This window comes from Bacillus cereus (genome assembly GCF_002577405.1).
Classification (GTDB): domain Bacteria; phylum Bacillota; class Bacilli; order Bacillales; family Bacillaceae_G; genus Bacillus_A; species Bacillus_A cereus_AU.
This window is the reverse complement of sequence record NZ_NULR01000013.1, coordinates 258,544-270,611: the sequence shown is the minus strand read 5'-3', so window position 1 is coordinate 270,611 and position 12,068 is coordinate 258,544. Positions and strand designations below refer to the sequence as shown.

Sequence of the window (12,068 nt, the reverse complement as noted above, 5' to 3'; positions counted from 1 at the left end):
CTGTCAATTATTTTTAAATCAAATAGTTCTTAAAAAAGAACAACTTATCATACGATAAGTTGTTCTACTTTCCATGTTGTATCTTGCCAATTTCTAAAATAATCTCTTCATCTTTTTTTCCTTCTGTATCAATTCCAAGTTGTTTTGCATGTTCAATTAATAATTCATGGCGCTGCTCAAATCTTGCAGTATTTACTTCTTTTGTAATCTCTTCTTTTGTTTTTCCCTCAGTAGAAACTCCTAGTTTCGTAGCTGCTTTTTCCATCGACTTCTTCTCTTCAGTTTCTTTCACTTTCTTCACTTCTGACTGCTGTATTTGCTTTTGTTTCGACTGCTCTGCTTCAGCTGCAAAAGCTGTGTAAATTCCAGCACTTCCGCCAACGACTAGTAAGGTGGTAAAAAGAATTATTTTTTTCTTCACTCTTTCCTCCCCTTTCAAATTCATTATAACGCACATTTTTGTGGTATTAAAACATTTCTCCTTTATTTCCCTAAAAAAAACATTAAACATTTTTATTGACATGTAATACGAATATATGATAAAAATTTAACTAACATCATATGAATCGGCGTTGATAGGATTTAGTAGTATTTCGATTTCTGATTTCAGAGAGCTGGTGGTCGGTGCGAACCAGTACAGAGCGAATTATGAATTACCCCCTGGAGCTTCTTTTACGAAACGTAAGGAGTAGTGAAAGACGGTTATAGACCGTTATGTCTAAAGAGTGGTGAAACGACACTGTTTCACAATTTAGGGTGGTACCGCGAATTTTTCGTCCCTGCATATATTGCAGGGGCGTTTTTATTTTATTAGCGTATATCATATGACCCTTTATTTTGTGATACATTCATTTTACAAGCTAGGGTGGTACCGCGATTTCTTCGTCCCTGCATAATTATATGCAGGGACGTTTTTTTATCCAATCATTTCCGTATCATATTGAGATATTGACAATTACCGGTAATTTGTCACAAAATTCTAAATTTTAGAAGGAAATAAACAGCATTGGCGAATTTTATATAAAAAAGAGCTATTTTAGATTATTTAGGAGGGGAAAACAATGGTTTCAAAAATTGAATCTGTTCTTTTAACATTTTTTATCTTTTTCTGCATTGGCTTTAGTGTTATTCAATTAGAAGTTTCACCGCATATCCCAATTTTATTTGGTATCGTTCTTTTATTAGCATTTGGATTTATGAAAAAAATCTCTTGGTCTACTATGGAAAAAGGAATGATCAGTAGTATTTCAGCTGGTATTCCATCTATATTTATTTTCTTACTTGTAGGAGTATTAATTAGTGTTTGGATTGCAGCTGGAACAATTCCAACTTTAATGGTATACGGATTCCAACTTGTATCTCCAAAAATTTTCGTTCCTACCGTTTTTGTTGTTTGTGCGATTGTTGGAACAAGTATCGGTAGTGCATTTACAACTGCTGCAACTGTAGGACTTGCCTTTATGGGAATGGGCACTGCCCTTGGATACGACCCAGCTCTTATCGCTGGCGCAATTATTTCTGGTGCATTCTTTGGAGATAAAATGTCTCCTTTATCTGATACAACAAATTTAGCTCCAGCTGTAACGGGTGTAGATTTATTTGAACATATTCGTAACATGCTTTGGACAACAGTTCCTGCTTTCATTATTGCTTTTATTGCATATTTCATTTTAGGAAGCGGCACTGGAGGAGACGTTGATTTCACAAACTTTATTAGCACGTTAGAAAAAAACGCAACGATTTCTATCGTTACACTAATTCCAATTTTATTACTATTTTTATTCGCATTTAAAAAAGTTCCAGCCGTTCCAACATTACTTGCTGGAATCGTAGTGGGGATCATTATTCTCTTTATTTTTAAACCTAGTACTTCTTTAGCTGATTTAATGAAAATTATGCAAGACGGTTACGTTTCTAAAACTGGTATAAAAGATATTGATAGCCTATTATCTCGCGGTGGTTTACAAAGTATGATGATGTCAATTGCTCTTATTTTCCTAGCTCTTTGTATGGGAGGTTTATTACAAGGAATGGGTATTATAGCGCAGCTAATGAATATTATCTCTAGCTTCGTAAAAAATAGTACACGCTTAATTATCTCAACTGCATCAACTGCAATTGGTGTAAACTTCTTACTTGGTGAACAGTACTTATCCATCGTTTTAACTGGACAAGCATTCGCTAACAAGTACGATGAAGTCGGTTTAGAACGTCGTAATTTATCACGAGTATTAGAAGATGCTGGTACAGTAATTAATCCGCTCGTACCGTGGGGCGTAAGTGGCGTATTCTTAACAAACGTCCTTAGCGTTCCGACACTCGATTACCTTCCATACGCAATTTTCTGTTTAGCTTGCCCAGTCTTAACGATCATCGTTGGATTTACTGGATTTGGCCTTTCATGGAAGAAAGAAAAAGCAGTACCAGTTTCATAATATGCATATAAAAAAGGATTACCGATTACGGTAATCCTTTTTTGCGTGCAACATTTTACTATCTATTCGCTTTCTTTCTTCTAAATAACATAAGTACTCCTGCACCAACAAACGCCAGACCCGCTCCGATTGTAGACGCAACACTTGCACCTGTTTTCGGTAGATCACGTTCCTCTTTATCTGCTTCTTTATTTTCACTTACAGTTGTTTCTTTTGTATTTTGATTGTCCGTCGTAGTTTGTCCATTTCCTGCGTTATTTCCATTATTACCTTCATCCGTTGGTGGTGTCGTTGGATTTTCTCCATTATTACCTTCATCCGTTGGTGGTGTCGTTGGATTTTCTCCGTTATTACCTCCATCTGTTGGCGGTGTCGTTGGATTTTCTCCGTTATTGCCTTCACCTGTTGGTGGCGTTGTTGGATTCTCTCCACCAGTTTCCTTATCATCATTCTTCTTCGTTATATCAATTGTATATTTAGCAAATTCGTTTTCAGATGGTCCAACATATGATATTTTCCCATCTTTCTTTATATACTTTTGTGCATTTGGTGAAGAATCAAATGTTGTATTTAATTGATCTGCAACAATCGGTTTGAACGTCCAATTTTGATCAGCAGCTGGATCAATAACTGGCGTTTCTTGCATATACTTCACAATGATTTGACGTGTTTCATCTTGTGACTGGTATACAACTTCCCCTTTACTTACACCAGGGAACGTTTGGCTACTCCCGCGATAGTTATTTGTAGCAACGATGAACTCTTGATTGTCAGCTACAGGCTTACCTTCATACGTCATATTTATAATACGATTCGTATTTGCATTTACAACTTTTCCATCTTTATCGTATTTCGCCGGTTGTGTCACATCAATCTCGTATTTTAAACCATCTAAAATATCAAAGTTATATGTAGGATAGCCTATATTTACTAATGGCTGTTCTTCTGTTTTCTTTGGATCAATTTGATTAAATTGGCCTGCAGACATTTCAAGCCATTCTTTCACTTGCGCTCCATTTACTTTGACAGCATATAATGTATTTGGATATACATATAAATCTGCAACGTTTTTAATCGCTAACGTTCCAGCTGGAATATCAGTGTAATATGTAGCACCGTTTCGGCCACCTGCTTTAAATGGTGCTCCTGCAGATAAAACTGGAATTCCTTTATATTTGCTATACTGTCCATTTTCCGCAAATAGCTTTTCTACATACCATTTCTGTGCATTTGTCACAAGTTGTACAGAAGGATCATCTTGTACTAATGAGAAATAACTATTAATTGGCGCTGTCGTTTTTCCTACAGCTGTATTCACATAATCAATTGTCGCTTGATGATCGTCTTTAATTTCATTAACTAATTTTTCATCAGATTGTACTAATGGGTTCCCTTTACTATCAGCAATCGGACGAAGTTGCGGCTTCGATTGCTCTTTTTGTACTTCCCATTTTCCGTTTACCTTTTTCAATTGCATATCAATAATACCTAAGTTACTTCCAAAGACACCAGGCATTACAACTGGAACACCATTAAATACATCCTTCACTTCAGTATGTGAATGTCCCATTAATACTGCATCTACACCAGGAACTTCTGTTAAATAATACGACGCGTTTTCCATGCCAACGTTGTATCCACTCTTATCGACACCTGAATGCGCTAGTGCCACGATAACATCTGCACCTTCTGCTTTCATTTTCGGCACCATTTTCTTCGCTGTTTCAACAATATCTTTCGCTTTTACTTTTCCTTCTAAATTTGCTTTATCCCAGTTCATAACTTGAGGTGGAACAAATCCCATTACACCAATTTTCACCTTTTGTTTTTGACCAGCTTCATCTTCTACTTCTTTTTCAAAAATATGATATGGTTTAAAGTAATTTTGGTCATTCTCTTCATTATTATCCTTATCGTCTTTATAGACGTTCGAGTTAATAACCGGGAACTCTGTTTTACTAATCACTTTGTTTAAGTAATCTAAACCGTAGTTAAATTCATGATTCCCAAGAGAGATGACGTCATACTTCATTAAATTCATTAAACGATATAATGGATGTACATAACTAGGATCCACAGGCTTCTTCGGATCATTTATTTTATTCGCTACGTAATCTCCAAGTGGCGTCCCTTGTAATGCATCCCCATCATCAAATAGGACAGAGTTTTTCGCTTCTTCACGCGCTTTATTAACAAGTGTTGCAGTTTGTACGAGACCTACTTTATTATCTGTTTTCGTTTGATAATAATCGTAATTCATTAAGTTAACGTGAATATCTGATGTTTCTAGAATTCGTAAGTTAACTGTACTCTCCCCAGTTTTCTCATCCGCATGAGCTGTTGTTGGCAACACTTGTGGTGCTATTACACCAATAGCAAGAGTTGCTCCAGCTAGCATTTTTTTTGACTTTTTCACAAAAAATCCCCCTTATACAATTCCCCAATATAATGAAATAAATCTCTATCTGTCTCTAATCACATACCTTTTTGCTTCTATTAGAGATTCGACCTTTATTTCATCTCACGTTAACGGACAGTACCCATAAACGCCCGATTGATGAAGACTAACAATTAACGGAGATAGAGCTCCCATTAAGTAAAGTTTCACCTTATCTGACATTATCATATATAATGTACTTTCATATCGTCAATATTTTTTGACATACTTCTACAAATTTTCTGTAAAGTTATTGTAAAATTTTCATAAACATATACTATGCCCTTACATTACTAATACTGCTGAATATGATACAATTACCAATTACAAGGAGGATGAATTTATGAAAAAAGTCATCTTAACAATTGTTTGTCTCCTCCTTCTAATCATTTCTTATTCTTATTTTGAAAAGAACGATGAGACAAAACAAAATGAACCCGAAGGAAAAACTGAAAAAACAGCTGCTCCAAGTTGGATTGATAAGCAAACAAACGACTCCTTTTATCACCTTGTTTTAGGTGATTCACTCGCCAAAGGATATGGATCTACACAAGGGGGATTTGCCGAATTAGCTTCGAAGCAACTAGAAGGACAAATTCATAAACCAATTACGGTAGAAAACCTCGGTGTAAACGGTCTCACTACAGATCGTCTCGTTAAAAAAGTTCAGTTAGAAGAAGTACAACAAAAAATTAGAGCAGCAAATATCATTACAATTAATATTGGAGGAAATAATTTATTCCGTTTAAATCGTGATGTCGGTGTTATAGATGGTATTAAAATGTTAAATAAAGAAAAAGCTCTTTTTGAAGCGGATATAAAAAGTATTGTAAAGACAGTTCGAGATCAAAATCCGAATGCTTTACTCATTCTCTCCGAACTCTATAACCCGTTACAACTTGATGACTCCATCGCAAGTTATGCAGATATGTTTTTAGATGGCTGGAATGAATCCGTTTATTCCATTTCCAAAGCAAATCAACCGTCTATTGTTTTACCAATTCGCAAATTAATTTCAAATGATAAAAAAGAGTTACTATTTGACCAAGTACACCCAAATGATAAAGGTTATACGATTATTGCCAATACATTTACAAAGCAAGTGTTATCCTACAAATATTAAGGCTACCATGAAACAATTCTATTTTTATACCTTGTCTTTTTTGTTACAATGATAGTGGAAGGGGGCCTTTATATGGAATCACGCGAGTGGGAACGTATTGTTGATCATCTTCTTTCGCTAGTGCCTCTTTTTTATCGCAAATTTATGCTTCCTGGAGAATTTTCTTCTCAAAGACATATGCCGCCATCACATACACAAGTATTACTGCTTCTGCATGAAAACGGCACATTAGCAGTTTCCGAAATTGGCAAGCGGCTAGCGATTTCAAGGCCTAACATGACACCTCTATTAAACAAACTTATTCAAGAAGAACTAATAGAGCGTCATTATAGCGAAAAAGATCGACGGGTCATTTTAATTTCCCTAACAGCTGAAGGGAAATTGTTAGTAAATCAGTACCAGCAATTCATTTTAGACAAACTAAAAGAAAATTTTCAAACATTATCTGAGGAAGAGCGTGAAAAGCTCATTCATTCTCTTCAAACCATTCAAAATTTAATTTTGAAAACAAACGCATAAAGCTGCTTCTAAATAGAAGCAGCTTTATGATTCATAATAATTACCATAGTATACATTTGAATATGGCCATGTCGTTAAATATGGTTTTTGTTCTTGCGTAGGCTGTTGTAGTGGTATTTGTGATAATTGCTGCAAATGTTGCTGTCGATACCATTCGTATTGTCTACTCATATCATATACAGGATAATAATTTACATATGGATATACTTGAGGTACGTAATAATAATACATCCATTCTCTCCCCCTTTTTCTTAAACATATTCACAGGAGAAAATGAATGTGACATTCTTTATATTTGTACAAGTGGTTCTCTCACTCGTTTTTTTCTTTTCTTCAAACGTAACTTACGATTCTTTTCATATAAATAATGCACAACGAAATATGAAATTACCCCAAACACCACTCCTATTATCGTCATACCAATCAATACATACACTTCACTCTGTAATAAACTCTTTAACATCGTGAAAATATGGCTGGAAAACAAATCTGATATCGTGAATGGTTCATGATGTATTTTCTTTACATGAAATGGATAAATCACTTTCCCTAACGCGTAAGCAAATGGAAATAAAAATACCGGGAGAAACGATATTTTCCCAATAATATTGCCAATAACTGCAGCTGGAAACGATCCTTTTGCTAACCTGACGATCGGATAAAATATTAAATATACGAGCGATGCTGTATAAATCACCAACATTTCTAAACCGAATCCAATAGCAAAACCTAACGATACTTTCTTTGCTCCTTCTGGTGATCGAAGCAACTTATAATATTGAAACTTTAATATTCTCCACATTCGATGAAAAAACGAATGTGCTTTCTTAGTTGTTTTCAAATTCATCATCTCTTTAACTATATTTTTATATGTAGTATGTCCTTACACACTCTGAAAAACAAATTTAGTTTTCTCTTTTATTATAAATGATATCAAAATGTTTAACTAAATATACATATGACATTTCAATATAAAAAAGTGCACCTCAAATTGTTATTCGTGTCTAAAAATTTGAGGTACACTTTAGTTGGGCGGCTTTTTTCTTATTTATTCTCCTAATGTTTGTCCGATGTCATTTATTTTTATATCAAGACGAAAAAGCACTTGTTGTCTTTAATCGACAATCAAGTACTTTCAGCTCATATTGTTTTTAAGTTGCACTAGATTTTATCGTAACCTTAAAACTTGTACATCTTGACAATTAATATCTATTTTCTTTTCTGTTCACTTCAAATATATTTTGCTTTAGCTGTATTAGTATTTATGTTTTTATAGCTGTACATTAACATACACTTAAAAAATATGATTGCATAAACTACCCCTTTAAAGCTAATATCTCTTCTCTATTATAATCGATCATTGCTAAAAAGTACTCGTCAAAATTCTCAAATCTATCTATTTCTTCACCAGCAAACCAAATTATCTCTCCTGGTCTAGAAGAATTAGGTAAACATAAAACAAATAAATCCCTATCAAATTCCGAAACTGCTATTGGTAGTAGCTCATGTCTTAAAACACCGCTTTCTTCTAAAACAACATCATCTATAGCTTCTAATAGTACCTGAGCATAATCCATTATAGCCGATTCCTTTAATTGCTCCGTACCAAATAAATCCACTGTTTGATAAAAGCCTGCCCATCCATTGGCATATTGAAGAAATTCTCGATACATTAAATCAAGTTTATATCCCAATTCTTGTTCAATAGTGCAAATAGATTTTTCATTTGCTCCCACCTCTGGAAAATGGTGTGGCCATATTTTTTCTACATCTTGTTTCATTAGCTCCTGCTTCACTAAAATCATTGTAGCTATCTTATCTTTCCGATTATTCATCGTCTACTCCTCCTCTACAAACTTAAATTTTGTAGGTTTATAACCAATTGGATATTTATTAACCTGCCCACCTATGCTCATATTAACTTTTGGGTCAAGGTCTAACCAACTATGAGGATCCGGTTTCCCCATCCAAGTTGTATCAGGAACATGACCAACATGTCCCTTGTATGCTTCTCCATTATCAGCAGCTCGCTTACCTTCTAATCTTGCCGCACGTGAAGCTTCTTGTCTTAATTTACCTTTAGTTGATACTCTTCCTGTTGATGCTAAAACACCAGTTTTACCCGTACCCTTAGTAGGTACTTAAACACAAATTCAAAAATCCACAGTGTAAAAGTTTATCACTGTGGATTCTTACATTTATTTTTCTTGGTAATGCACCATATCATAAGGGGAGCATGAAGTATCTTTCAAAGTTGAGTCATCTAATTTTTAAATTTTTTCGATTGCTCCATTTTCAAAACTCCAGTAACCACTATAAATGTCATGTTTATTTTCATGTTTTATTTATCAAATAAATGCGGATATAGCTCTTTGTTTCTTTTTATAACTCCTCGTAAACCTTCTCTTATCTCCTCAGTATATAAACCATCTTTTATATAAATTCTTCGAGCAGCCAAACTATCATGAGCTAAAGTTTAAATACTTCTTCGATTTTCTCCTGATAGACCATATGTATATGTTTCACGATTTCTCCCACCAGTTTCAGAATGAGGTTGCCCCACATTCATACTCACACCAAACTACCACTTAGATTGCATTAAAAAATAAGTAATGATTATCAAACTTCTTTACCAGTTAAATTATCAACAAATTTTATTTTTCCATTTTCACAAACTAATTGTAAATCACTACCGATCGGTAGTTCGTATATTCCCAAAATGGCCGGTTCAATATTTGCTACAGTATTAAAATCACATAATACTAAATTTTCAGGATTATTAATATAATCATCATCATCAATTTCCGAAAAAAACCTCCAACCATTATCTACTGCATCTATTGATTGCTCTCTCAATATCCATTTCAATTTTCCTGTTTCATTAATTATATTTTTTGAAACAATACAGGCCCCAGCTTTTTTAATAAATTCAATAGGTTCTTTTTGATTCATATTTTCCCATCCTTTCAATTAAACTTGATCTCAATAGGAATTTTCTAGCATATTCAACAATTGAACATCCTGTGCTATCTTTAGAAGTTAAATCTAAGTGTCATTGAGAAAACCGCAAATTGTATAACTTTTCTATTTGCGATTTTTCTTCTTTTGAAAAAAATGAATCAAGTTCTCTATTACACCATCTCGAACTAAATAGTTTTAATGGTGGCAGGTGATTCTTACTAGTCAATCCACTATTAGTTGACGCCATTCGAATAATAGAGTTCGTTTTTATTTAGTTTAAACAATTCTGTTTCTAAAGATATAAATACTAAGACTGTGTATTTTGTTGTAAAAATGCTTCTAAAATTCTCTTAACTAGCAGACTCGATTTTTTCAGTAGATTCTCTGCCTTATCCATTATTTGCTTGTTGGAAGCGATTATTTTTTTATATTCTTTATTGTTAAAAGAACGCAAAGAGTCTATTACATATTCAGCTAATTCATCATTCGTATTGAGTAAATCTAGCAATAAATTGAATCCATTCATCCCAGTATCTTCATCTATACAATATACTAATCTAATTTTATATTTGTCATCTCTGTCCTTTAAATTTTGAAGCAATTTATCCCAATCATTTTCAGCAAATTCACTTATCAATTTTTGTACATACATAAATTCATCATCATAGAAGTAGTTATCTGAGCTATTTTCAGATAATACTGCATCTACTTTTTCATACATATATGTTCCTCCTCTATTTGATAAATCCACCTGGTAATGGTGCATTTATTTGACCTGTTGGCTATCCACTAACCACATTGTCACCTATTTTTATTACATCAATTTCTACGACGTCAATACTTTCCCTATGAAAAGTTGCTCCAACTCTTCCTCTAATACTTGACGGAGAAGAGTTACCTATATCAGTTATACTACCTAAAATCTTTGTATCACTCCAACTTCCTGGAAATATTGTACTATTTTTTATTTTAGCCAATTTCCCATCAGGGAATTGAGTCGTATAGTTGATATCTTTCGTACCATTCAATGCTATTAACCGTGATAAAAGAACGAAAAAAAGAGCATTTTCCTTTCGGAATTGCCCCTCTCACCTAAGCCCGTACCTCGTTTTCTATTCTAGAATTGCACACAGTACTTCATGATGGTACAACCATCATAAAGTACTTACTTTCAAACACTTATTTCTTTTTCTAAAACACTAGCCTTTATTCTGCTTTTTAATCATTTCCATCCCGTTCATAAATCTCTTAATAGAATCCTTATTCTTCAATAATTCACTTAAGTATAGCAATACATCAAACTCTTCAGGGTCTGCATCATAATAAATCATTCCTGGATCAATAAAAGGCTCATAAACTATATTACAGATATTTTGTCCTCCTATTGTTACACTAAAACATCTTTTCAATTTTGAAACATAACTATTTATACAAATTAGATTTTCTATAGATGTTTCAAATGATTTTCCATTGTAGAAAAAAAATAGTTTGTTATCTTTAACATAAATACCAACTACCTGTCCATCTTCACTAAATCCTCCGACGCCTTGTCTAACCAACTGTACTTTATTTTTTTCAACTATTGAATATCCGCTAGGCTCTAATATAATATACGTCCTTGTCTTAGAGTAATTATTCATTATTATCATAAGTTGCTCCTCCTAATGCTTTAATCCTAATAGTGTATTTATTACATCATCTTTTTGCATTGATTTTTGAATTATAATTTCCAATACTTGTTCATCGGATTCATAAATTCCTTTATCAATGTACGAATCTTTTATCTTATTAAACATACTCTCAGCTGTTGGTCCTATTGGATTACCGTATTTTTTTATATTTCTTTCCTCTAAACCGGCTCTCTCCTCAACAGTCATATTTTCCCTTGCTGCATTTTTTTGCTGATTACGTGCTTCTACAACATGTTCAGCTATTTTTTCTTTAGAAAATCCTTCAGATGTCATTTTTTCTATATCACTTTCTAATTGTTTAGATGCTTCAAGATAATCTTTTCCTACTTTAGCTATCTTTCCAAAGGGGGTAAGCCCTGCTACTGCCATTCCTCCTGCAAATACTCTATCCAAAGTAGATAGTTTTTCGCCAGTAGATGGATCAATCCCATCCCAAGCACGACGAATATCATACTCACCACTTATTTCACCCACTATATCCCTAGCAAGTTTTTCACCATCAAAATCCTCTTTTTCTGATGATAGTGGTCCACACATCGCCCCTTGTTCCATTGTAACATCTTGATTATCTGCATTGCGGAATTTTTCAGCAATTCGTTTCAAATCTTCTTCTACTTTTACAAGTGAATGAATAGATGTAAAAGCTTTTGGTCTCGCATCATTGAACATTTGAATGAACTGTTGATTAGAGGCACCAATCCACTGAAAACACAATTGATCTATTTCATTACATAAATTATTATGTATAGATTCTAATGCGATTCGGGTATTACTTGCACGATTCGCAACTTCTTCTAGCATTTCAGGTGTCACTTTAATTTGAACCATTTTTTTCCTCCCTCTCCCAATTAAAATTATGAGATAAAAAGAAAAAATGTAAATACAGAAATTTCAGACCAACC

The 12,068-nt window shown here is 33.7% G+C and carries 13 protein-coding genes, 1 pseudogene and 1 other annotated feature; of the genes and pseudogenes, 3 read left to right on the top strand and 11 right to left on the bottom strand.

Translation table 11 applies throughout. The annotated features are described in order from the left end of the window. Positions 1 to 64: 64 nt before the first annotated feature. The gene (locus COC96_RS17280) at positions 65 to 421 is read right to left on the bottom strand and encodes a hypothetical protein (protein WP_141535930.1); all 357 of its coding nucleotides are present in this window, start codon (positions 419 to 421) and stop codon (positions 65 to 67) included. 142 nt (positions 422 to 563) lie between these two features. After that, positions 564 to 784 (top strand) — a binding site (T-box leader). Between the two features lie 277 nt (positions 785 to 1,061). On the opposite strand from COC96_RS17280, the gene nhaC reads away from it, so the two are divergent. Beyond that, positions 1,062 to 2,435: a Na+/H+ antiporter NhaC gene (gene nhaC / locus COC96_RS17270; RefSeq protein WP_098268019.1), complete on the top strand. Its 1,374-nt coding sequence runs from the start codon at positions 1,062 to 1,064 to the stop codon at positions 2,433 to 2,435. Between the two features lie 58 nt (positions 2,436 to 2,493). Here nhaC and cpdB read toward each other — a convergent pair whose 3' ends face one another. Next, positions 2,494 to 4,851 carry a bifunctional 2',3'-cyclic-nucleotide 2'-phosphodiesterase/3'-nucleotidase gene (gene cpdB, locus COC96_RS17265; RefSeq protein WP_098769091.1) on the bottom strand — a complete coding sequence of 786 codons (2,358 nt, stop codon included), beginning with the start codon at positions 4,849 to 4,851 and terminating at the stop codon, positions 2,494 to 2,496. 364 nt (positions 4,852 to 5,215) lie between these two features. On the opposite strand from cpdB, the gene COC96_RS17260 reads away from it, so the two are divergent. Next, a complete protein-coding gene (locus COC96_RS17260) occupies positions 5,216 to 5,995 on the top strand; it encodes a GDSL-type esterase/lipase family protein (protein WP_098268021.1) in 780 nt (259 codons plus the stop codon). Between the two features lie 72 nt (positions 5,996 to 6,067). Next, positions 6,068 to 6,514, top strand: coding sequence for a MarR family winged helix-turn-helix transcriptional regulator (locus tag COC96_RS17255; RefSeq protein ID WP_000445817.1), 447 nt, complete (start codon positions 6,068 to 6,070; stop codon positions 6,512 to 6,514). Positions 6,515 to 6,538: 24 nt separating this feature from the next. On the opposite strand, the gene COC96_RS17250 is transcribed toward COC96_RS17255, so the two are convergent. The 9 genes and pseudogenes from COC96_RS17250 to COC96_RS17215 form a co-directional block, all read right to left on the bottom strand. Beyond that, positions 6,539 to 6,745 (bottom strand): hypothetical protein, encoded by a 207-nt coding sequence (locus COC96_RS17250; protein ID WP_098268022.1) that lies wholly within the window; start codon positions 6,743 to 6,745, stop codon positions 6,539 to 6,541. 58 nt (positions 6,746 to 6,803) lie between these two features. Continuing rightward, a complete protein-coding gene (locus COC96_RS17245) occupies positions 6,804 to 7,355 on the bottom strand; it encodes a DUF2062 domain-containing protein (protein ID WP_098268023.1) in 552 nt (183 codons plus the stop codon). Between the two features lie 475 nt (positions 7,356 to 7,830). Continuing rightward, positions 7,831 to 8,349, bottom strand: coding sequence for an SMI1/KNR4 family protein (locus COC96_RS17240; protein WP_098268024.1), 519 nt, complete (start codon positions 8,347 to 8,349; stop codon positions 7,831 to 7,833). A 363-nt stretch (positions 8,350 to 8,712) separates the two neighbouring features. Further along, positions 8,713 to 8,853: pseudogene (locus COC96_RS28090) on the bottom strand (PoNe immunity protein domain-containing protein); the annotation flags it as partial. A 280-nt stretch (positions 8,854 to 9,133) separates the two neighbouring features. Beyond that, positions 9,134 to 9,466 carry a DUF2185 domain-containing protein gene (locus tag COC96_RS17235; RefSeq protein WP_098769090.1) on the bottom strand — a complete coding sequence of 111 codons (333 nt, stop codon included), beginning with the start codon at positions 9,464 to 9,466 and terminating at the stop codon, positions 9,134 to 9,136. Between the two features lie 316 nt (positions 9,467 to 9,782). Beyond that, positions 9,783 to 10,196 carry a hypothetical protein gene (locus tag COC96_RS17230; RefSeq protein WP_098268026.1) on the bottom strand — a complete coding sequence of 138 codons (414 nt, stop codon included), beginning with the start codon at positions 10,194 to 10,196 and terminating at the stop codon, positions 9,783 to 9,785. A 61-nt stretch (positions 10,197 to 10,257) separates the two neighbouring features. After that, the gene (locus COC96_RS17225; RefSeq protein WP_225316002.1) at positions 10,258 to 10,503 is read right to left on the bottom strand and encodes an EndoU domain-containing protein; all 246 of its coding nucleotides are present in this window, start codon (positions 10,501 to 10,503) and stop codon (positions 10,258 to 10,260) included. Between the two features lie 171 nt (positions 10,504 to 10,674). After that, positions 10,675 to 11,124 carry a hypothetical protein gene (locus COC96_RS17220; RefSeq protein ID WP_098268028.1) on the bottom strand — a complete coding sequence of 150 codons (450 nt, stop codon included), beginning with the start codon at positions 11,122 to 11,124 and terminating at the stop codon, positions 10,675 to 10,677. A 12-nt stretch (positions 11,125 to 11,136) separates the two neighbouring features. Further along, positions 11,137 to 11,994, bottom strand: coding sequence for a WXG100 family type VII secretion target (locus COC96_RS17215; RefSeq protein ID WP_098769089.1), 858 nt, complete (start codon positions 11,992 to 11,994; stop codon positions 11,137 to 11,139). Positions 11,995 to 12,068: the final 74 nt, after the last annotated feature.

Excerpts from the sequence above, each read along its gene's own strand:
- nhaC (WP_098268019.1), top strand. The coding sequence starts at position 1,062 with ATGGTTTCAAAAATTGAATCTGTTCTTTTAACATTTTTTATCTTTTTC.
- COC96_RS17260 (WP_098268021.1), top strand. The coding sequence starts at position 5,216 with ATGAAAAAAGTCATCTTAACAATTGTTTGTCTCCTCCTTCTAATCATT.
- COC96_RS17255 (WP_000445817.1), top strand. The coding sequence starts at position 6,068 with ATGGAATCACGCGAGTGGGAACGTATTGTTGATCATCTTCTTTCGCTA.
- COC96_RS17250 (WP_098268022.1), bottom strand. The coding sequence starts at position 6,745 with ATGTATTATTATTACGTACCTCAAGTATATCCATATGTAAATTATTAT.
- COC96_RS17240 (WP_098268024.1), bottom strand. The coding sequence starts at position 8,349 with ATGAATAATCGGAAAGATAAGATAGCTACAATGATTTTAGTGAAGCAG.
- COC96_RS17235 (WP_098769090.1), bottom strand. The coding sequence starts at position 9,466 with ATGAATCAAAAAGAACCTATTGAATTTATTAAAAAAGCTGGGGCCTGT.
- COC96_RS17230 (WP_098268026.1), bottom strand. The coding sequence starts at position 10,196 with ATGTATGAAAAAGTAGATGCAGTATTATCTGAAAATAGCTCAGATAAC.
- COC96_RS17220 (WP_098268028.1), bottom strand. The coding sequence starts at position 11,124 with ATGATAATAATGAATAATTACTCTAAGACAAGGACGTATATTATATTA.
- COC96_RS17215 (WP_098769089.1), bottom strand. The coding sequence starts at position 11,994 with ATGGTTCAAATTAAAGTGACACCTGAAATGCTAGAAGAAGTTGCGAAT.